The sequence below is a fragment of the Methylobacterium terricola genome (assembly GCF_006151805.1).
Lineage (GTDB): Bacteria > Pseudomonadota > Alphaproteobacteria > Rhizobiales > Beijerinckiaceae > Methylobacterium > Methylobacterium terricola.
Genome location: NZ_VDDA01000003.1, coordinates 157,075 through 177,997 on the forward strand (window position 1 = coordinate 157,075; position 20,923 = coordinate 177,997).

17 protein-coding genes are annotated in these 20,923 nt (G+C 71.5%); 10 read left to right on the forward strand and 7 right to left on the reverse strand.

The window, feature by feature from the left end; all coding sequences use genetic code 11:
- The first annotated feature begins 21 nt into the window (after positions 1–21).
- Entirely contained in the window at positions 22–3,159 is a 3,138-nt protein-coding gene (locus tag FF100_RS08090) for an efflux RND transporter permease subunit (protein WP_139035052.1), read from the forward strand.
- Complete coding sequence (locus FF100_RS08095) at positions 3,156–4,889, forward strand: efflux transporter outer membrane subunit (protein ID WP_246101970.1); 1,734 nt, start codon at positions 3,156–3,158, stop codon at positions 4,887–4,889. The genes FF100_RS08090 and FF100_RS08095 overlap by 4 nt, the downstream gene beginning before the upstream one ends.
- A 208-nt stretch (positions 4,890–5,097) precedes the next feature.
- Here the strand turns inward: FF100_RS08095 and FF100_RS08100 are convergent, their stop codons facing one another.
- Positions 5,098–5,766: a haloacid dehalogenase type II gene (locus tag FF100_RS08100; RefSeq protein ID WP_139035053.1), complete on the reverse strand. Its 669-nt coding sequence runs from the start codon at positions 5,764–5,766 to the stop codon at positions 5,098–5,100.
- Between the two features lie 259 nt (positions 5,767–6,025).
- Between FF100_RS08100 and pbpC the strand changes: the two genes are divergently transcribed.
- The 4 genes from pbpC (at position 6,026) to FF100_RS08120 (ending at position 12,543) form a co-directional block, all read left to right on the forward strand.
- Positions 6,026–8,095 (forward strand): penicillin-binding protein 1C, encoded by a 2,070-nt coding sequence (pbpC, locus tag FF100_RS08105; RefSeq protein ID WP_171070090.1) that lies wholly within the window; start codon positions 6,026–6,028, stop codon positions 8,093–8,095.
- 124 nt (positions 8,096–8,219) lie between these two features.
- Positions 8,220–10,277: an AI-2E family transporter gene (locus tag FF100_RS08110; protein WP_139035055.1), complete on the forward strand. Its 2,058-nt coding sequence runs from the start codon at positions 8,220–8,222 to the stop codon at positions 10,275–10,277.
- A gap of 87 nt (positions 10,278–10,364) precedes the next feature.
- The gene (gene hisN, locus FF100_RS08115) at positions 10,365–11,159 is read left to right on the forward strand and encodes a histidinol-phosphatase (protein ID WP_139035056.1); all 795 of its coding nucleotides are present in this window, start codon (positions 10,365–10,367) and stop codon (positions 11,157–11,159) included.
- Between the two features lie 421 nt (positions 11,160–11,580).
- Positions 11,581–12,543, forward strand: coding sequence for a helix-turn-helix domain-containing protein (locus FF100_RS08120; RefSeq protein WP_139035057.1), 963 nt, complete (start codon positions 11,581–11,583; stop codon positions 12,541–12,543).
- Positions 12,544–12,767: 224 nt separating this feature from the next.
- Here FF100_RS08120 and FF100_RS08125 read toward each other — a convergent pair whose 3' ends face one another.
- From FF100_RS08125 to FF100_RS08135, 3 genes are all read right to left on the reverse strand, one after another.
- Positions 12,768–13,538 (reverse strand): HD-GYP domain-containing protein, encoded by a 771-nt coding sequence (locus FF100_RS08125; RefSeq protein ID WP_171070091.1) that lies wholly within the window; start codon positions 13,536–13,538, stop codon positions 12,768–12,770.
- 400 nt (positions 13,539–13,938) lie between these two features.
- Positions 13,939–14,331 carry a Ros/MucR family transcriptional regulator gene (locus FF100_RS08130; protein WP_139035059.1) on the reverse strand — a complete coding sequence of 131 codons (393 nt, stop codon included), beginning with the start codon at positions 14,329–14,331 and terminating at the stop codon, positions 13,939–13,941.
- Between the two features lie 581 nt (positions 14,332–14,912).
- A complete protein-coding gene (locus FF100_RS08135; protein ID WP_425463294.1) occupies positions 14,913–15,929 on the reverse strand; it encodes an alpha/beta fold hydrolase in 1,017 nt (338 codons plus the stop codon).
- Positions 15,930–16,156: 227 nt separating this feature from the next.
- Here FF100_RS08135 and FF100_RS08140 point away from each other — a divergent pair, with 227 nt between their 5' ends.
- On the forward strand, positions 16,157–16,621 hold the full coding sequence (locus FF100_RS08140; protein ID WP_139035061.1) for an Hsp20 family protein: 465 nt from the start codon (positions 16,157–16,159) through the stop codon (positions 16,619–16,621).
- A gap of 67 nt (positions 16,622–16,688) precedes the next feature.
- Here FF100_RS08140 and FF100_RS08145 read toward each other — a convergent pair whose 3' ends face one another.
- Together FF100_RS08145 and FF100_RS08150 are read right to left on the reverse strand one after the other, a co-directional pair.
- A complete protein-coding gene (locus FF100_RS08145) occupies positions 16,689–16,991 on the reverse strand; it encodes a carboxymuconolactone decarboxylase family protein (protein ID WP_139035617.1) in 303 nt (100 codons plus the stop codon).
- A 238-nt stretch (positions 16,992–17,229) separates the two neighbouring features.
- On the reverse strand, positions 17,230–17,700 hold the full coding sequence (locus tag FF100_RS08150) for an RNA polymerase sigma factor sigma-70 region 4 domain-containing protein (protein WP_139035062.1): 471 nt from the start codon (positions 17,698–17,700) through the stop codon (positions 17,230–17,232).
- Positions 17,701–17,975: 275 nt separating this feature from the next.
- Between FF100_RS08150 and FF100_RS08155 the strand changes: the two genes are divergently transcribed.
- From FF100_RS08155 to hemC, 3 genes are all read left to right on the forward strand, one after another.
- Entirely contained in the window at positions 17,976–18,275 is a 300-nt protein-coding gene (locus FF100_RS08155; RefSeq protein WP_139035063.1) for an antibiotic biosynthesis monooxygenase family protein, read from the forward strand.
- A gap of 48 nt (positions 18,276–18,323) precedes the next feature.
- Positions 18,324–18,512 (forward strand): hypothetical protein, encoded by a 189-nt coding sequence (locus tag FF100_RS08160; protein WP_139035064.1) that lies wholly within the window; start codon positions 18,324–18,326, stop codon positions 18,510–18,512.
- Positions 18,513–18,581: 69 nt separating this feature from the next.
- Positions 18,582–19,529, forward strand: coding sequence for a hydroxymethylbilane synthase (hemC, locus tag FF100_RS08165; protein ID WP_171070094.1), 948 nt, complete (start codon positions 18,582–18,584; stop codon positions 19,527–19,529).
- 158 nt (positions 19,530–19,687) lie between these two features.
- Here the strand turns inward: hemC and FF100_RS08170 are convergent, their stop codons facing one another.
- Positions 19,688–20,821, reverse strand: a complete 1,134-nt coding sequence (locus tag FF100_RS08170) for a GGDEF domain-containing protein (protein ID WP_139035065.1) — start codon at positions 20,819–20,821, stop codon at positions 19,688–19,690.
- Between the last annotated feature and the right edge of the window lie 102 nt (positions 20,822–20,923).

Consider the following 20,923-nt stretch of genomic DNA (forward strand, 5'->3'; position numbering starts at 1 on the left):
CTTCCCGGAGACTGCGCCCGCATGAACCGCCTGATCGACTTCGCCCTGCGCCAACGGGTGCTGGTGCTGCTGCTGTTCCTGGCGATGCTCGGGATCGGCTATGCCAGCTTCCAGCAGCTCAACATCGAGGCCTATCCGGATCCGGTGCCGCCGCTCGTCGACGTCATCACCCAGAATCCCGGCCAGTCGGCCGAGGAGATCGAGCGCTACATCACCATCCCGCTCGAGGTGCAGCTCGCCGGCATCCCCAACGCGACGGTGACGCGGACGATCTCGCTGTTCGGCCTGTCGGACGTGAAGATCCAGTTCACCTACGACTTCACCTACCAGGAGGCGCTGCAGCGGGTGCTCAACCGGCTGTCGCAGCTCCAGCCCCTGCCGAACAACGCCCAGCCGCAGATCTCGCCGACGAGCCCGATCGGCGAGATCATGCGCTACCAGGTGATGGGCCCGCCGGGCTTCTCCTCGACCGACCTGAAGACCCTGCAGGACTGGGTCTTGCAGCGCCGCTTCAAGGCGATCCCCGGCGTCGTCGACGTCTCGGCCTTCGGCGGCAGGACCAAGGAGTTCGAGGTCGCGGTCGACCTGCACAAGCTCCAGGCGCAGGGCCTGACCCTGGTCCAGCTCGTCTCTGCGCTGAACAATTCCAGCACCAACGTGGGCGGCCAGACGCTGAACGTCGGCGAGCAATCGGCGGTGGTGCGCGGCGTCGGCCTGATCCGCGACATGGACGACATCCGCAACACCATGATCAGCCAGATCAACGGCGTGCCGGTGCTGGTGCGTGACGTGGCGGAGGTCCAGGTCAGCAACGCGCCGCGCCTCGGCATCGTCGGCCACGAGAACAACGGCGACATCGTCGAGGGCATCGTGCTGCTGAGCCGCGGCGGCAAGAGCCTGCCGACCATCCAGCGGGTCGAGGCCGAGATCGAGAAGATCAACGGCTCGGGCATCCTGCCGCCGGGCGTGAAGGTGGTGCCGCTCTACGACCGCAGCGCGCTGATCCACACCACGACCCACACGGTGATGCACAACCTCGTCTTCGGCGTGGTGCTGGTGTTCCTGGTGCAGTGGCTGTTCCTCGGCAGCCTCAAGAGCGCGATCATCGTCGCCGCCACGATCCCGTTCGCGCTGGGTTTCGCCATCGCCATCATGGTGGCGCGGGGCGAATCGGCCAACCTCCTGTCGCTGGGCGCGATCGATTTCGGCCTCATCGTCGACGCGACGGTGATCATGGTCGAGAACATCTTCCGCCACCTCGCCGAGCACAAGGGGCCGGCGAAAGCCGGCAGCGGGCTCAAGATCGGGCTGATCGCCTCGGCCGCCCGCGAGGTGAACCGCGCGATCTTCTTCTCGGCCTCGATCATCATCGTCGGCTTCCTGCCGCTCTTCACCCTGACCGGCGTCGAGGGCCACATCTTCGGGCCGATGGCGAAGACCTACGCCTACGCGCTGGTCGGTGGCCTCATCGCCACCTACACGGTGTCGCCGGCGCTCTCGGCGCTGATCCTGCCGAACCACGTCGAGGAGCGCGACACCATCGTGGTGAAGGTGCTGCGCGCCCTGTTCCGGCCGCTCCAGGGCTTCACCCTGAACAACCGGATCCTGACGATCCTGGTGACGGTGGCGATGCTCGGCTGCACGGGCCTCGCGATGCGCACGCTCGGCCTCGAATTCCTGCCGACGCTGGAGGAGGGCAACCTCTACATCCGCGGCACGATGCCGGCCTCGATCTCGCTGGAGGCGGGCAACCCCTACGTCGAGCGGATGCGCAAGCTGATCGGCTCCTACCCGGAGGTGACCACGGTCGTCTCGCACCAGGGCCGGCCCGACGACGGCACCGACGCCACCGGGTTCTTCAACGTCGAGATCTTCGCGCCGCTGAAGCCCGCCGACCAGTGGCGGCCGGGCGTCACCAAGGAGACGCTGATCGAGGAGATCTCGGGCCGCCTGCGCGAGGAATTGCCCGGCATCGAATTCAACTTCTCGCAATATATCCAGGACAACGTCCAGGAGGCAGCCTCGGGGGTGAAGGGCGAGAACTCGGTCAAGGTCTACGGCACCGACCTCGAGCAGATCACCCGCACCGCCAACGAGGTGAAGGCGGCGCTCGCCACCGTGCCGGGGGTGACCGACCTCGCGGTGTTCACCTCGCTCGGCCAGCCGACGGTGCGCATCGACATCGACCGGGCCCGGGCCGCCCGCTACGGCCTGGCGCCCGGCGACATCGCCACCACGATCTCGGCGGCGATCGGCGGCCAGACCGCCGGCGACCTCTACGAATACGGCAGCGACCGCCACTTCCCGATGCGGGTGCGGCTGGCGCCGGACTACCGCCGCTCGCTCGAGACCATCCGCAACATCACGGTCGGCGTGACGCCGGCGAGCGGCGGCGTGATCCAGGTGCCGCTCTCGGAGATCGCCCAGGTCCAGCTCGTCTCCGGCGCGGCCTTCATCTACCGCGAGAACCAGGAGCGCTACATCCCGGTCAAGTTCAGCGTGCGCGGGCGCGACCTCGGCGGCGCGGTGATCGAGGCGCAGCGGCGCGTCGCCGAGCAGGTCGAGCTGCCGGCCGGCTACCACCTCGAATGGGTCGGCGAGTTCAGCAACCTGCAGGGCGCCATCGCCCGGCTGAAGCTGGTGGTGCCGCTGACGATCGGGCTGATCGCGCTGCTGCTCTACGTCAACTTCGCCTCGCTCACCGACACCCTGCTCACCTTGAGCGTGATCCCGATGGCGCTGATCGGCGGCATCTTCGCCCTTGTCTTCACCGGCACGCCGTTCTCGGTCTCGGCGGCGATCGGCTTCATCGCGCTGTTCGGCATCTCGACCATGGAGGGCGTGATCCTGCTCTCCTACTGCAACCAGCTGATGGACGAGGGCTGGGCGCGGGCGGAGGCGATCCACCAGGCCGCCGACGTGCGGATGCGCCCGGTGATGATGACCTGCGTGGCGGCCTGCGTCGGCCTTTTACCCGCCGCGATCTCGACCGGCATCGGCTCGCAGGTGCAGAAGCCCCTGGCGCTGGTGGTGGTGGGCGGCATCCTGCTCGCGCCGATCCTGATCCTGGTGGTGCTGCCGGTGCTGATCGCGGCGTTCTCGCGCCACCGTCCGCGCGTGCCTGTGGCCGCCGCGCGACAGCCGGAGCCGGCGGAATGAGCGAGATGCAGGTCGGATTCGCCGTGCCCTCCCCCGACGTGAAGCTGCCCCTGTCCATGCGCGCCCGCCTGCGCCTCCCGACCGCCATCCTGGTGCCGCCGCGCATCGCCGTGCCGCCTTCCGGCCAGGCGCCGGAGGACGGGCACGCGGGTGACGCGGCATCGGGCCAGGGTGATCGGGGTCAGGACGCGCGGGACCGTGCCGCGCCGCGCCCCTCCGCCCGCACCGCCGCCCGCATCCTGGCGGCGGCGCTCGCCGCCGGCTCGGCCTCGGCCTGCATGGTCGGGCCCGACTTCCAGGGCGCGACGCCGCCGCCGGTCGCCGCCTACACCCGCGAGGGCCTGCGCAACCCGGCCCTGACCGAGCAGGACCGGAAGAACGGCGGCATCGGCCAGACCTTCGCGCAGGGGCGCGACGTGCCGGGCGAGTGGTGGACGCTGTTCCGCTCCCGCGCCCTCGACAGCCTGGTGGCGGAGGCGCTCGCCCGCAACCCGACCCTCGACGCCGCCCAGGCCACCTTGCGCGCCGCGCGGGCGACGACCGAGGCGCAGCGCGGCGCCCTGTTCCCGCAGGTCGCCTTCGGGGCGCAATCCTCCTACAACAAGGCGCCGGGCGGCGACCTGCAATCGCCCCTCAACGACAATTCGCTGCTCTACAGCCTCGTCACCCCGCAGGTGACGGTGAGCTTCGTGCCGGACGTGTTCGGCGGCACCCGCCGGGCGCTGGAATCGCAGGCGGCGCAGGCGGAAGGCCAGCTCTGGCAGCTCGAGGCGGCGTATCTGACGCTGACCACGAACGTCGTCGCGGCCGCGATCCAGGAGGCGTCGCTGCGTGCCCAGATCGCCGCGACCGAGAAGGTGATCCAGGCCCAGACCGAACTCCTCAACCTGATCACCAAGCAGTCGAATGCCGGCCAGGTCGCCGGCGCCGACGTGGTGCAGCAGACCGCACTGCTTGCCCAGTCGCAGCAATTGCTGCCGCCGCTGCAGCGGGCGCTGGCGCAGCAGCGCAACCTGCTGACGGCGCTCGCCGGCCGCTTCCCGAGCGAGGAGGTGAGCCAGACCTTCACCCTCGCCTCGCTGCACCTGCCCCGCTCGCTGCCGGTGAGCCTGCCCTCGCGGCTGATCGAGCAGCGGCCGGACGTGAAGGCGGCGGAGGCGGCGGTGCACGCGGCGAGCGCCCAGGTCGGCGTCGCGATGGCGAACCGCCTGCCGCAATTCACCATCTCGGGCGCGGTCGGCGCCAGCGCGACCAATTTCGCCGCCCTGCTCAACCCGGCGGCGAGCCTCTGGACCATCGCCGGCGCGGTGGCCCAGCCGCTCTTCGACGGCGGCACGCTGTTCAAGCGCCAGCAGGCGGCGGAGGAGACCCTGGTCGCGGCCCAGGCGCAGTACCGCGCCACCGTCATCACCGCCTACCAGAACGTCGCCGATGCGCTCCGCGCCCTCCAGGCCGACGGCCGTGCGGTGGCCGCCGCCAACGCCGCCGTCTCGGCGAGCCGGCAGAGCGTGGAGCTGGTGCGCAAGCAGTTCGGCCTCGGCGCGGTCAGCAGCGCCTCGCTGCTCATCACCCAGTCGGCCTACCTGCAGGCGGTGGTGACCCAGGCGCAGGCCCAGGCCAACCAGTACGCCGACACCGCGGCCCTGTTCCAGGCGCTCGGCGGCGGCTGGTGGAACCGGCGCGACGTGAAGCCGGCGCGCGACCCGAAGGATCCGGCGCCGTTCCTGTAGGGGACTGCCTCGGTGCCCGCTCGATTCTGGGCCTGGGCGCGTCTTGGCGTCGGCGCCAGACCACAGGCACGATGCGTCGAGCAAGGCCCTCATGCCCTCGCGCCTTGGCATCGACGCGTCGATGCCAAGGCGTCCGGCGCATCGGCGCCGGCACCCATTCGGGCCTGCCTCGCGCCGTCGCACGGGGCCGTTCGACGGCGCGGCGGGATCAGAGGCCCAGCAGCCCCGGCAGGCCGCCGATATCCTTGATCTGGTGGGTGGCGTAGCCGCTGCACAACGGCTCGTGGTTGCGGTCGACGTGGACGCGGGCGCCGAAATCCATGTCGGCGGCGGTCATCAGGTCGTAGCGGAACGACGAGGAGACGTGCATCACCTCCTCCGCCTTCACCCCGAGCGTGTCGAGCATGACCTCGAAGCCGCGCATGTGCGGCTTGTAGGCGCCGGTCTCCTCGGCGGTGATGACGGTGTGGAACGGGGCCTTCAGGCTCCGGATGCCGGGCGGGATCAGGTCGATCATCGAGTTGGTGAGCCCGACGAGGGGGAATTCCTGGGCCACCCGCATCAGCGGCGCGACCACGTCCGGGTGCGGGCCCCAGCTCGGGATCGCGGCGTAGATCGTGTCGGCGTCGCTGTCGCGGTATTCGATCCCATTGCGCTTGCAGGTGCGGATGAGGGCGTTGGCGACCACGTCCTTGTAGGGCTTGAAGTCGTGCAGCACCTCGTCGAGCCGGTATTGCGAGAAGTCCCGGACGAAGCGGTCCATCGCCGCGGGGCGGACGCGGTCGGCGTAGAGGGCGCGGGCCGCGGGCGCCATCTCGAAGTAGATGAGCGTGCCGTAGCAATCGAAGGTGATGAACTTGGGCTTGAAGGCGGCCATCGACGTGTGTCCCGGGATGTGAGGCAGGGCGCTGACGGAGATCGACGATAAGGGCCGGGATGACGGAGCACGCGCCTTTGTCGCCCGGCTTCGTGGCACGCCGCTGCCGTCGCGGGTGCGGAACGCAGCAGGTTCTGCCGCCCCGCCAGCGGACCACCCCACCCGACCTCGGACCGCCGCCCGCACCCGCCCCATCGCCGGAGAGCCCGAAATGCGGCAGGATCGCCCCGGGAAGAATGCGGGCGGAGGAACGGCAGCCATGGGAGCGCGCACGACACCGACGGCCCGGTGGCGCCGCGCCGCCCTGGCCCTCGCCACCCTCGCGGCGCCCGCCCTCGCCGCCGCCTGGCTCTGGTCGTCCCTCCCTCCCCTCGACCTCACCGCCGCCGAATCCCGCTCCACGGTCGTCCTCGACCGGACCGGCACGCTCCTGCGTCCCTTCGCGACGGCCGACGGCCGCTGGCGGCTGCCGCTCGACCCGGCTTCGGTCGATCCGCGCTTCCTCGCCCTGCTGACCGCCTATGAGGACCGCCGCTTCCGCGCCCATCCGGGCGTCGATCCGCTGGCGCTCATGCGCGCCGCCGGGCAGTGGCTCGCCGCCGGGCGGATCGTGTCGGGAGCCTCGACCCTGTCGATGCAGGTGGCGCGCCTCGTCGAGCCGCGGGGCGCGCGCTCGCTCTCGGCCAAGCTGCGCCAGATCGCCCGGGCGGTCGACCTGGAGCGGCGCCTCGGCAAGGACGGGGTGTTGCGGCTCTACCTGGCGCTGGCGCCCTATGGCGGGCCGGTCGAGGGCCTGAGGGCCGCGAGCCTCGCCTATGTCGGGCACGAGCCGGCCCGGCTCACGCTGGCCGAGGCCGCCCTGCTGGTGGCGCTCCCCCAGGCGCCGGAGGCGCGGCGGCCCGACCGCTTCCCTGAGGCCGCCCGCCGGGCCCGCGACCGGGTGCTCGACCTCGCGGCCGCAAGCGGCGTGGTGCCGGCGGCGGAGGCCGAGGCGGCCAAGGCCGAGCCGGTGCCGCATTCCCGAAAAGCCTTCCCGATGCTCGCGGCCCACGCCGCAGAGGGGGCCGTGGCGCAGGAGCCGGGCCGGGCCGTCCATCGTCTCACCCTCGAGGCCCGCTGGCAGGCGCGGCTCGAACCCCTGGTGGCGGAACGCGCCGCATCCGTCGGCCCCGGCCTGTCGGCGGCGCTCCTCGTCATCGACAACGCCACCGGCGAGGTGCGGGCCCAGGTCGGCAGCGCCGGCTACCTCGATTCCACCCGCTCGGGCGCCATCGACATGACCGGGGCGGTGCGCTCGCCGGGCTCGGCCCTCAAGCCCTTCATCTACGCCATGGCGTTCGAGGCGGGCCTCGCCCATCCCGAGACCCTGATCGAGGACCGCCCGTCGCGCTTCGGCGCATCCTACGCGCCGGAGAACTTCGACCTCACCTTCCAGGGCACGGTGACCGCGCGGCGTGCGCTGCAGCTCTCCCTCAACGTGCCGGCGGTGGAGCTGATGGAGGCGGTGGGGCCGGCCCGCTTCATCGCCCGCCTGCGCAGCGCCGGGGCCGGTATCGTCCTGCCGAAGGAGGCCGCGCCCGGCCTGCCGGTGGCGCTCGGAGGCCTCGGCATCACGCTCGCCGACCTCGCCCGGCTCTATGCGGGCATCGCCCGCGGCGGCACCGTGCCGGTGCTGAGGCGCCGCCTCGACGCCCCGGCGGATGCGGCGATCCTGCCGCGCATCGCCGAGCCGGTGGCGGCCTGGTACGTCGCCGACACCTTGCGGGGGACCCCGCCGCCGGAGAGCGCCCTGCCGAACCGGATCGCCTACAAGACCGGCACCTCCTACGGCTACCGCGACGCCTGGGCGGTGGGCTTCGACCGGCGGTACACCGTGGCGGCCTGGCTCGGGCGGCCGGACGGGGCCGGGGTGCCGGGGCTCGTCGGGCGGGTCGCGGCGGCACCGCTGCTGTTCGACGCCTTCGCGCGGCTCGGCGGGGAGCCCGAGCCGGTGCCGCGCCCCCGCGACGCCCTGGTGGCCACGACCGCCGCCCTCCCCCCTCCCCTGCGCGCCTTGCGCCGCGAGGCCGGCCCGACCGACCGCCTGCGCATCGCCTACCCGCCGGACGGGGCGCGGATCGATCTTGGCGCACAGGAGGGGGTGCCAGCCGGCCTCGCCCTCAAGGCGCTCGGCGGGACCCTGCCGCTGACCTGGCTCGTCGGCGGAATACCGGTGGCCGAATCGGACCGGCGCCAGGCCGAGTGGCAGCCCGACGGCGCCGGCTTCGTGCGCATCTCGGTGCTCGACGCGGGCGGCGCGAGCGACAGCGTGATGGTGCGGATCGAGTAGGGTCGCACACGTTTTCGCGAGGATGGCGCTGCGTCAGCGGCGGATCGTTTCGCGCTCGTCCCCGTTCCTCCCCCGTGGAAGCGTGGCGCGATGACGCGCCGGGCATGAGCCGAGTGTGCGTCGCATGGCGGATGGGCGAGACGATCGTGGGCGGGCCCTGCCGATGAAGCCGGCCCGGGTCCAGGCCGCCGAGACCCCCGGCGATGGGCTGGCGGCGCCGCTGGTCATCGCCGCGGTGATCGTGGCGGCCCTGTATTTCGGCCGCGAGATCCTGATCCCGATCGCCATCGCGGTGCTGCTCAGCTTCGTCATCGGGCCGCTGGTGGCGCTGCTGCGCAAGCTCCGGCTCGGGCGGATCCCCTCGGTCGGCGTCGCGGTGCTGCTGCTCCTCGCCGTGGTGGCGGGATTGGGCGGCCTCATCGGCATGCAGGTCGCCGACCTCTCGACCGGCCTGCCGCGCTACCAGCGCACCATCGCCCAGAAGGCCGAGAACCTGAAGGCCGGGCCGCTCGGCGACCTCGCCGGCTACCTGCGCAGCATCAACCACCAGATCCAGCAGGCCGGGGCCCCGGAGCAGAAGCCCCAGGAGCAGAAGCCGGAGCAGAAGCCCGCGCCCGGCAAGCCCGCCCCGCCGCCCGCGGTGCAGAACCCCGACAAGCCGGTGCTCGTCGAGGTGCGCGACCGCGACCCGAGCCCGGTCGAGCTCGCCGAGAAGGTGCTGTCGCCGGTCCTCTCGCCGCTCGCGACGCTCGGCATCGTCTTCGTGGTGCTGATCTTCATCCTGGTCCAGCGCGAGGACCTGCGCGACCGGATGATCCGCCTCGTCGGCTCCAGCGACCTGCACCGCACCACCGTGGCGATGGACGACGCGGCGCGGCGCCTGAGCCGGTTCTTCCTGGTCCAGCTCGCGCTGAATGCCGGGTTCGGCCTCGTCATCGGCACCGGGCTGTGGCTGATCGGCGTGCCGAACCCGATCCTGTGGGGCATCTTCACCGCGCTGATGCGCTTCGTGCCCTATATCGGCGCCTTCCTGTCGGCCGTACTGCCGCTGGCGCTCGCCGCCGCGGTCGATCCGGGCTGGAACATGGTGCTGGCGACCGCCGCCCTGTTCATCGTGCTCGAACCGCTGGTCGGCCAGTTCATCGAGCCGCTGCTCTACGGCCACTCGACCGGGCTGTCGCCCTTCGCGGTTCTGGTCTCGGCCCTGTTCTGGACCTGGCTGTGGGGACCGGTCGGGCTCCTGCTCTCGACGCCGCTCACCGTCTGCCTCGTGGTGCTCGGCCGCCACGTCGACAAGCTCGAATTCCTCGACGTGCTGTTCGGCGACCGGCCGGCGCTCACTCCGGTCGAGAACTTCTACCAGCGCATGCTCGCCGACGACCCGGACGAGGCGCAGGAGCTGGCGGAAGCCATCCTCGCCCAGTGCTCGCTCTCCTCCTACTACGACGAGGTGGCGCTGAAAGGCCTCCAGCTCGCCGCCACCGATGCCCGCCGCGGGGTGCTGACCGAGAGCCAGCTCGACCGCATCCGCGTCGGCATCGCCCAGCTGATCGAGGATCTGTCCGATCGCGGCGATGCGGCCCCCGACACGAAGCCGACGCTCGCCGGCCGCCTCCTGTCGGGCCGCCAGGACGAGGGGGCGCCGTGCGAGGCCGCCCCGGCGGTGCCCGACGCGCCCGCCCCCGACCAGCTGCCCGAGGCGTGGCGGCGCGAGGGCGCGATCCTGTGCGTCGCCGGCCGCGGCCCCCTCGACGAGGCGGCCTCGATGATGCTGGCCCAGCTCCTCGGCAAGCACGGCTTCGGCACCCGGGTGGTGCCGTTCGAGGACGTCACCCGCTCCGGCATCGCCGCCCTCGACGCGGCGGGGGCCCGGATGATCTGCATCTCCTACCTCGAGATCAGCGGCACGCCGGCCCATCTGCGCTACCTCGTGCAGCGCTTGCGGCGGCGGGCGCCGGAGGCGCAGGTGCTGGTGGGCCTGTGGCCGGCGGACGACGCAGTGCTGACCGATCCCGACGCCCGCGCCACCCTGGGCGCCGACCATTACGCGGTCTCCCTGCGCGAGGGCGTCGAGGCCTGCCTGGAGGCGGTGCGGGACGCGCCGGCGGGCCGCCCCGCCCCGGTCTCCGCCGCGCCGCCCGAGCCCCGCCCGGAACGGGCGCCGGAACGGGCCGAGGTCTGACGCCGGGGCTTGACGCCGGAGCCGCGCCGTCCTTTCGATCGGGCAAGAGCGGGCCGCGGGCCCGCCGAGCGGTTGAGCGGGGACAGCATGAGCGTGGTGGATTTCGCGCGGTTCGTGGACGAGCTCGCCACCCAGTCGGGTCAGGCCATCCTGCCGTTCTTCCGCGCCTCCTTCGCCACCGAGGACAAGGCCGCCGGCACCGCCGCGTTCGATCCGGTCACCGAGGCCGACCGGGCCGGCGAGGCGGTGATGCGCCAGCTGATCAAGCGCAGCTTCCCCGACCACGGCATCCTCGGCGAGGAATTCGGCTCCGAGCACGCGGACGCGGAATACGTCTGGGTGCTCGATCCCATCGACGGGACCCGCGGCTTCATCGCCGGCCTGCCGATCTGGGGCACCCTGATCGGGCTCACCCGCGGCGGCGTGCCCTGCTACGGCCTGATGAACCAGCCCTTCACCGGGGAGCGGTTCTTCGGCGACGGCGAAGCCGCCCATTACCAGGGCCCGCACGGCACCCGCCGCCTGCGCACCCGCCGCAAGGCCGATCTCGCGGACGCCATCCTGCACACCACCGATCCGCGCCTGTTCGGCGTGGGCACCGCGGACCGGCGGGCCTACGAGCGGGTCGAGACGGCCACCCGCCTCGCCCGCTACGGCGCCGATTGCTACGCCTACGCGATGCTCGCCGCCGGCCATATCGACCTCGTGGTCGAGGCCGCGCTGAAGCCCTACGACATCGTGGCGATGATCCCGGTGATCGAGGGCGCCGGCGGCGTCGTGACGACCTGGGAGGGGGATTCCGCCGCCAAGGGCGGGCGGATCGTGGCAGCCGGCGACAAGCGGCTGCACGAGGCGGCCCTGGCGCTCCTGAACGCCGATTGATCGCTCGGCGATCGCTCCCGCAACGCGATTCCGGAGCGCGATTCCGGACAGTACCGTCCGGAATCGCGTCGGAGGCCCGCACTCGTCCGGGACAGGGTGGATTGGCGGGGGCAGACCGCATGCGGGAGCGGAACGCCCCTGCGACGATGACGCACGCCGCCATGTTTTCCCCGTCGAGCGGTGTCCGGTCGATCACACCGCATTCCGGCTCGACTTGGTCGCCCTGATCGTCCGCCGCCCTCTGCTGGATCGGAATTCAAGTCGTCGCTGACGATGCAGCATCTCTATATTTGTCATTATCAGGAATAAAATCCAAGTTTCCGGCCAGGCAGTTGCGCGCCCCACTGGTCGTCGCGGCGACGAACTGGTAGCCGGATGCTGCATCTGATTTGCGAGTACCTCGCACGCGGCCTAGGCCTTGATGAAGACGCTGTTCTCTACCGACGATCTGAAGTCCAGGAAGAAATTCCAGACCTATCTCGACATCGTGCAGGACCGCTTCGTCCCGAGCGTGTGCCGGACGATCGGCGACGGCGTCTTCCGCACGCATCTCGAAGGCGCGGAGATCGGCGGCATGCTGGTCACGCGGACGACCTTCAACGGGCAGGCCGTCGACATGACGCCGCAGACGATCCGCCGCCACACCAAGCAGGATACGCTCGCCATCATCCTGCGATTGTCCGGCTCGGCGCGAAGCCGCCAGTACGACCGGACGGTGGTGCAGCAGCCCGGCGACATCACGGTCTTCGACCGCAACAAGCCGCTCTCCTACGAGTTTCCCGACCCGACGAGCTCCCTGCTGATCGAGCTTCCGCGCGAGCGGCTGGAGAGCGTGCTCGGCGGGGCCGCGCTCTATGCGGGCCTGACCGTCGGGGGCAGCCTGCCCGGCGCGTCCCTGGTGCGCACGTTCTTCGAGGACCTGATCCGCGTGCACGAGCAGATGAGCCCGGACATGGCCGAGCGCATGGCGCGGATCGGCATCGACCTCGTCGTCGCCAGCCTCGCCGAGCGGATGGCGCGGGAGACCCCGCGCCCGCTCCAGGGCACGGTGATCGTGCAGCGGGCGAAAGCCTACATGGAGGCCAATCTCGGTGATCCGACCCTCGACCCGCCGCAGCTCGCGGCGGCCGTGGGGGTGTCGCTGCGCCACCTGCAGCAGCTGTTCCACGAGCGCGGCCATCTCGTCGCGGACTGGCTGTGGCACCGCCGGCTGGAGGCCGCCGCCCGGCGGCTCGCCGATCCCGGCCACGCGCATCTGTCGATCGGAGCGCTGGCCTATGGCTGCGGCTTCGTCAGCCAGGCGCATTTCTCCCGCCGCTTCAAGGACCGCTTCGACGTCACCCCGAGCGAGTACCGGCGGATGGCGCTCGCCTCCGCGGCGTGAACCGGCGATCGTTCCGGGGCCGCGCCCGATCGCGCTGCAACACGGGATACGACAGGGCCGGACGCGGCGCCGACGCCCCCATGATCCGTCTTGCACCGGTCGCCCATCGGCGGCGCGGCCTCCCGCGTCGTGGTCCGTGGCGGGACCGCCGGGCGCGGCGCGCGATCCGTCGGTGGTGCCGCATCCTCCGCGACGGGCCGGGCTCCGCCTCGTCGGGACACGCTCTAAAGCGGGCCGCCGTCGCACAGGGCCCGGCGCACGACCGGCGGGGAGAGGCGGACCGTGCGCGCCGTCTCCCGCGCGAAGGACGCGTCGAGGGAGGCCTCGAAGGCCTGCACCAGGACCGGGTCGAGCCGGGTGGGGGCCATCTCCCGCAGGATCGCCAGGGCGTCGGCGCGGGTCATCCACGTGCGGTACGGCCGCAGCTCGGTCAGTGCCGCGTAGATGTCGCACACCGTCGTGAGCCGGACGAGCTCCCGGATGGCGCCGCCGGCGCGCCGGTCCGGATAGCCCGACCCGTCGAGCATCTCGTGGTGGTGGCGCGCCACCGCCAGCACGATCGGGTCCCGCATCCCGGATTCGAGCAGGATCTCATGGCCGATGGCGGCGTGGGTCCGCATCAGGGCCATCTCCGCCGCGGTCAGCGCGCCCGGCTTGTCGAGGATCGCCCGCGGGATGCGGGCCTTGCCGATGTCGTGCAGCAGGCCGGCACGGACCAAGGTGACGCAATCGCGGTCGGACAGGCCGAGATGGTGGGCGAAGTTGGCCGCCAGGCCGGCGACGTGCAGCGAGTGCTGCACGACGTCCTGGCTCTTGTGGGCGTGGACCAGGACGAGCCAGCCCTGCACGCCGCCCTCCCGCAACGCCCCCATCAGCGGGTGCACGATGCCCTCGACGACCCGCATGTCGATGCCGCCGACGGCCGCATCGTCGAACAGGCGCGACAGGGCGGCCCGGGCGCGCTCGACGATGCGCTCGCCCAGCAACACAGTCATGCCTCGTCTCCTTAAAAGGGTACCGAAACGGCCATGCAACATTGCCGGAGCGTTCTCCGGCGAAGCGGATTCCGGTTTGATGCTGGAAATGCGCCAGGACCGAGGATCGAGAGCAGCGCGCGACGGCTACGCGGATCGGGCACGGCTCTCGCTGCGACACGGGGACGAGCGGCCGGGGGTCACCAGACAAGATGGCCCCACGCCCTCCCGGGGAAGGCGGATGCATCTGTCCATGCGTCCTCCGACCTCGGGACGACGCATGGACAAACACATGGACAAACACATGGACGACAGGGGCGGTCGACCGGACCACCCGAACCGATCTCGCCTCGATGCAGGACCGGGCGGCCGGAGACGCTGCTCGCTCGCGTCACCGGCCGGCCTCGGGGGCCGGACGGATCTACGGCGTCGGCCGCCTGGCCGGTCCGTCCTCATCCCGGGCGAGCGACCGGTCGTAGGTCGGCGCCACCATCGGATAGGTCTGCGGCAGCCCGAAGCGTGCCCGGTACTGATCCGGCGTGAGGCCGTGGGCCGCGAGCTGCCATTTCAGCGACTTGTACGGCTTGCCGTCGATGAAGCTGATGATCCGGTTGCGCTTCACCGAGGCGGCGATCTGGGCCTCGCTCGGCTGACACTGGACCGGCCCCCGTGCCCGCCGGGCCGCCACGGCGATCAGGGCGGCATGGATGCGGGCGATGACGCCCGGCACCTCGGTCAGGGACACGTGATTCCTCGACACGTAAGCCGATGCGATAACCGACGTCATCTTCAGAATATCCGAATGTCTCGTCATTGAATGTATTTTCCCGGCGCTCGCCTTGACGTGCTACATCGGGATATATTCATTCAATGACATGTGGCAGAGCGAAATACCGCAGACTACGTAGACCCGATTCCGTCCAGCATCGCCACCCCCTGACCCGCCTTGAACTTGAGAGGACATTATCTCATCGGCCGATGCCGCGCTTGCCTGGGCGCGCACACTGTTTTGTCCGGAAGCGCAAATCGTCAGGCTGTGCTGTGTCGACCCGTCAGGAAACGTGTCTCTTCATGAGAGAGGCGACCCGATGCTTCATGACTTAGAATAGTCGGTGTTTTACGACTGAAAAGCAGCATGGTCATGCGGAATTCACGACAATCCTCGCCGTCATCGGTATTGTTCAGGACGTTCGTGCGACTTCTTCCAGCCGAGACCAGAACCGGCTTCACCTCTGTCCCCCGACGACGGACGCAGCGGAGGACGTGGCGGCGGGCCGTCTCGTCCAGGTGCTGGACGAAGGGTGCCCGCCCCTCCCCGGCCTCCACCTCCATCCCCCGATCCGTCAGGCGACGCCAGCGCTCATCGATCGCCTGCGCTGGCGAGGGTGAGCGCCCTCACGCCACCGCGGCCCGCTCCTCCCCCGCCACCGGGGTCGCGGAGCCCGGCACGAACGCATCGAACGCCGCCCAGAACTGCTCGCGGACGGCCTCGCGCTCCATCAGGATCTCGTGGCGGGCACCACGCAGGGTGATGGTGTGGCCGGCGGCGAGCCTTGCCGCGAAGCGCTCCACCGCCGGGGTGCTGCAGACCGGATCGGCGCCGGCGGCGACCACCAGCACCGGCACGCGGATGCTGAGGGGGTAGCGCGGATCCTCGAAGCGGCGCATCGCCCGGAAGGCGGCGGCGAGCCAGCCGATGGTCGGATCGCCGACGGCGCCGGCGCCCACCGCCAGGGCCGCGGCGGCGTTGCGGGCGTAGCGGACGGGATCGGCGGTCAGGCGGTTGTTCGGGAACGGCTTGGTGGCGATCGAGACCGCGGAGCCGCCCGGCACGTAGCGGCGGCCCAAGCCCAAGGCCCGCAGGAAGGCCGCGAGCCGCATCGCCGCCTTCGGCCGGCGGATCATGCAGATCGCCACCATCGGGGCCAGCACGACGAGGCGGCTGAACGGCAGCCAGCCCTCCCGGGCGGCGGTGAGGCAGACCGCGCCGCCCATCGAATGGGCGAGGCCGAAGAACGGCCGCGGCAGCCGCCCCTCCATCACCTGCGCCTCCACTGCCGCGAGGTCGAGGCGGTACTCGGAGAAGTCGTCGACATGGCCCTTGTGCGGGTCCTCGACGGTGCGGTCCGACCCGCCCTGGCCGCGCCAGTCGAAGGCGACGACGTGGAAGCCGCGGCCGCGCAGGTCGGCCACGGTCTCGAAGTACTTCTCGATGAACTCCGCCCGGCCCTGCACCAGGCAGACCGTGCCCTGGACCACCCGCGCCGTCGGCGCCCAGGTGGCGACGCGCAAGGACAGGCCATCGGCGGTGCGCACCGTCTGGAGCACGGCCCCCGGCGGGATCGGGTTGTCGGGCGTGGCGAGCAGCGGAACGGTCACGGCAGGCTCCCCGAATTCAGGCATCCGCCGCATCCTCGCACGGCACACCCTAACAAGTGGAGCGGGATCCGCGCCCGTCCCGTCCCTCCCCCGACCGCCTCGAAAAAAATTCGCACGACCCGGTCGGCGGCGGTCTTGATCAGTCGAGAACCCACGCCAATATGCGAGGGGCGCCGGCCGATACGGCGGCGCGCAAGACCGGGCCCGGCCCCAGCGGCGGACCCACAAGACTACATATTGCTTCAGACGGAGAATATGTCATGCGTCAGTTCGATCTCGCCCCCCTGTACCGTTCGACCGTCGGCTTCGACCGCCTGTTTTCGGCTCTCGACCAGTTCGTGACCTCGGATGCGGCGCCGACCTACCCACCCTACAACATCGAGCGCACGGCCGAGAACGCCTACCGCATCACCCTCGCGGTGGCCGGCTTCACCGACCAGGACCTGTCGATCGAGACCCGCGAGAACGCGCTCACCGTGAAGGGCGAGCGCAAGGCCGAGGCCAAGCAGGCCGAGTTCCTGCATCAGGGCATCGCGGCCCGCGGCTTCGAGCGGCGCTTCCAGCTCGCCGACCACGTCCAGGTGACCGGTGCGGTGCTGGAGAACGGCCTGCTCCACGTCGATCTCGTCCGCGAGATCCCGGAGGCCAAGAAGCCCCGCCAGATCCAGATCGCCTCGGGCTCCCGCCCGCACTCGATCGAGGGCAGCGTCCAGCAGGCCGCGTAAGCGCCGGTTCGGACGTACTCGTCAGGGGGGAGCGCCCCGGCCTCGCGGCCGGGGCGTTTCTTCGTGGTCAGGGCAGCAGGTGGGTGCCGTGGGTGAGCGCCGCGCCGGCCCGCAGGGCCACCGCCACGAACACGGTCTCGGCCAGTTCCTGCTCGGTGGCGCCGGCCTTCTTCGCCGCCTCGCGATGCACCTCGAGGCAGTAGGGGCATTGCGTGGTCAGGGCGACCGCGAGCGCCATCAGCTCCTTGTACTTGCGCGGGATCGCACCGTCGGCGAGCGCCGCCTTGTCGAGGGCCTCGAAGGCCGCCATCGCCTCGGGGGCGAGGCCCTTCAGGGCGGGCAGCTTCGCGAGGTTGGCGGCGTCGTACATCGCGTGATCGGACATGGCGTGGTCCTCCCGGATCGGTCCGGCCTGTGACCGGCCGCCCGTCGATCGGGGCGGCTTCGGCCCCTCACGGTTAGACCATCTCGGGCCGATGCCCAATGCGACTGAGGACATGGGGTCCGACGACCGGAGGCGCGCGTCCTGTCGTTACGGGCTCCGCGTCGGCGGCCCCGGACCGGCAGGGAGGGGGTTGGCGCCGCCGGCCGGCCGAGCGAGCCGCCGCTCAGAGATCCCCGAAGGCGAGCTGCGCCGTCGCCGGCTGCCTCTGCGGCTTGCCGGCCTTGTCCTTCGCCGCCCCGCTCCTCGCCCCGCTCTTCTGGCCCCCCTTGGCCGCCGCCTTGCGCGGCCGCTTCGGCTCGGCGCCCTGGATGCGCGCCTTGCCCTTGTCACGGGCCACGGCCTCCGGGGCGGTCTGGTCGCCCGAGAGCCACTTGCCCCGCTTGATCACCTCGTTCACCCGGCCCTGGTTGACGCCGAGCTTGAACGCGATCTCCTGCTGGGTCATCTCCGTCGAGCCGTGCAGCTCGAGGATCTGGCGGGCCAGTTCCGGGGTCATCTTCTTGCCGACGATGCGACGGCCTGGCTTGACCACCCGGGTGGCGCGGTCGCGCTCGCGCAGCCGCTCGAGGATCGCGAGGGCCATCAGCATGCCGTTCTCGCGCAGGGCTTCCTCGAATTCCTTCAGCGTCGCCATGGGGACCGAACTCCGCTGTCACGCTCCGGCAAGGAAACGGCGCCGGCCGGGGCCGGTTGCCCCCATGCACAGGTCATCCACGGTTTGTGCGCGTCCTGTTCCGGGTTGGCAACCGCCCGCCGGACTCATCCACCGCTTCCCTGCACCGCTTCCCTGCACCGCTTCCCTGCACCGCTTCCCTGCACCGCTTCCCTGCACCGCTTCCCTGCCGCGCGTCCCGCGTGGACAAGGCCGGCGGCTTCGCGCATGGATCTGGCTGAAGACGGGAGGGTCGCATGGTTCTGGAGATCGCGCAGATCGAGGTGAAGGCCGGGCACGAGGCGGCCTTCGAGGCCGGTGTCGCCCAGGCCGCGGCGCTGTTCCGCCGCGCCCAGGGCTGCCGCGGCATGGAGTTGCAGCGCTCGGTCGAGGTCCCGACCCGCTACCGGCTGATGGTCCAGTGGGAGACCCTGGAGAACCACACCGTCGATTTCCGCGAATCGGCGGATTTCCCGGCTTGGCGCGCCCTGGTCTCCGAGCATTTCGCCGCCCCGCCGCAGGTCGAGCACACAGTGCTGGCGGTCCAGGGTTTCTGAACTGGCTGTCGGCCCGGCCGTTGCCCTCGGGACGACCGGAGGACAGCCATGACCGACCACCGCACACCGGACCCCGATCCCAAGCCCGGCGAGGGCCTGGCCAACGACAGCCTCGGGGCGAGCCGCCGTCCCGCGGGCGCGACCCCGACGGGCGAGACGAAGCCCGCCGCCGGCACGCCGCAGGGCGGCCGGCCCGCCGACGAGCAGGTGCCGCGCGAGACGCCCCCGCGGGAGTAGCCGCGTGACACGGGGCGCCCGGTTCGCTACTCGCGAGTCCGAAGGCTCCTCGATCTCACGGCCCCCGTCATGTCGCGACCTCTGCCCCGACGTCCCCTGCGCATCGGCACCCGCGGCAGCCCGATGGCGCTCGCCCAGACCGGGATGGTGCGCGACCGCATCGCGGCGGCCCATCCCGACCTCGCCGAGCCCGGCGCGATGGAGCTGGTCGTCGTCACCACGGTGGCCGACAAGGTGCTCGACCGGCCGCTCTCCGAGATCGGCGGCAAGGGCCTGTTCACCAAGGAGCTGGAGCAGGCGCTCCTCGCCGATCAGGTCGACATCGCCGTCCACTCGATGAAGGACGTCGAGACCTGGCTGCCGGACGGCCTCGTCATCGCCTGCATCCTCGAGCGCGACGATCCCCGCGACGCCTTCCTGTCGCCGCGGGCGGCGAGCCTCGCCACCCTGCCGCCGGGCGGCCGGGTCGGCACCTCGTCGTTGCGCCGCGGCGCCCAGGTGCTGATGCACCGGCCTGACCTCCGGATCGTGCCCCTGCGCGGCAACGCCAACACCCGGATGAAGCGCCTGGAGGAGGGCACCTGCGACGCCACGCTGCTCGCCATCGCGGGCCTCGAACGCCTCGGCCTCGCCGACCGCGCCCAGGAGATCCTGCCGGTGAGCACGATGCTGCCGGCGGTGGCACAGGGAGCGCTGGGCATCGAGTGCCGGGCCGGCGATGCCGAGCTGATCGCCCTCCTGCAGGCCGTCGCCTGCCCGACGACCACGATCGCGGTCGGCGCCGAGCGGGCGCTGCTCGAGGAGCTCGACGGCTCCTGCCGCACCCCGATCGCGGCGCTCGCCCAGATCGACGGCGACCGCCTCACCCTCGACGGGATCCTGTTCCTGCCCGACGGCAGCGCCCACTGGGCCACCCACCGCACCGGCCGGACCGCCGACGCGCAGGCGATCGGACGCGGTGCGGGGGCGGAGCTGAAGGCAAAGGCCGGCGAGACCTACCGGGCGAAGCTGCAGTGATACCGCCGCGCCTTCGAACGGATCCGTTCGAGGGCGCAAGGCACGCCCGAACGGGCGTCGGCGCTGATGCGCCGGACGCCTTGGCATCGCCGTGTCGATGCCAAGGCGCGAGGGTATGGCACGCCTCCGACGGGCCGTCGGGCCGTCGGGCCGTCGTCTCACGCCACCTCCGCCACGGCCAGCAATGCCCCCGTCTCTCCTGCGGCTGCCCCCACGGCGACGCCGCCGCCGCGCCGCTTGACCGCGTAGGAGGCCGCGTCGGCCCGCCGGAGCAGGTCGTCGAGATTCGCCGACGCCGACGGCGCGGAGGCGTAGCCCAAGCTTAGCCCGACGCTGACGGTCTGCCCCGCGAGCTGGTAGGGCGCCTCGAGGGTGTGGGCGATGCGGCGCGCGAGGATCTCCGCCTCCCTGGGATGCTGGACCGAGGGCTGGAGCACCACGAACTCGTCGCCGCCCACCCGCGCCACCACCGCCGGCGCAACGACGAGGCGTTGCAGGCGTGCCCCGAGCTCCTGCAGCAGGGCGTCGCCGACCGCGTGGCCGTAGCGGTCGTTGACGAGCTTGAAACCGTCGAGATCGAAGCAATGGACCGCCACCGCCGCGCCGTCCGTCGCGGGCAGGCTGCCGAACGCCCGGCGAAGGCCGAGCCGGTTGGCGAGCCCGGTCAAGGCGTCGCTGCGGGCGAGCGCCGCCATGTCGAGGCGCAGCCGGATCTGCCGGATCGCGGTCCGGTAGGCGGACAGGACACTCTGCAGCGCCCCGACGAGGAAGAGGGCGAACATCGCCGCCAGGATGTGGTGCGGCCTGCCTTCGGACCACGCGGCCGCCCCGATCGGCGGAAGGGTGGCCAGCAGCAGGGCGGCCGCCGCCATGCGGGGCCGGATGGAGAGGTGGGTGACGACGCCGGAGCAGTAGCCGAACAGCAATCCCGTCGCGAGCATCTGCATCTGCAGGTCCGCCTGCGCGAAGAGCCGGCCGGTGAGCACGCCGACCGAGGCCGCGATGACCGCGGTCGTCAGGATGTGGCCGCGCTCCCAGCGGACGGCCTCGTGGCGCGCAAGCGGTCCTTGCGCATTCCGCCTCAGGTGCCGGACGATGAGGCCGAGCTTGCCCGCCGAGGCCAGACCGCCGACCAGCGTCGCGGCGAGAAGGACCGTATCGCCGAGGGCATGAGCCGCGAACAGGCCCACCCCGACCAGGGTGACGCCCATGATGCCGTTCGGCAGGCCGATCCGCGCGAGCTCGCCGACGAGCGCGACGTGGATATCGTCCGATTCATTTCGCAGGGGCATGCGCCACGGTTCCGATCCCGACTCAGGCTGCACGGAACCACGGAATTGATGACGAATCCGACAATGTCGGTGCAGGCGAGCAGGATTGCTCCCGCTCTGCCC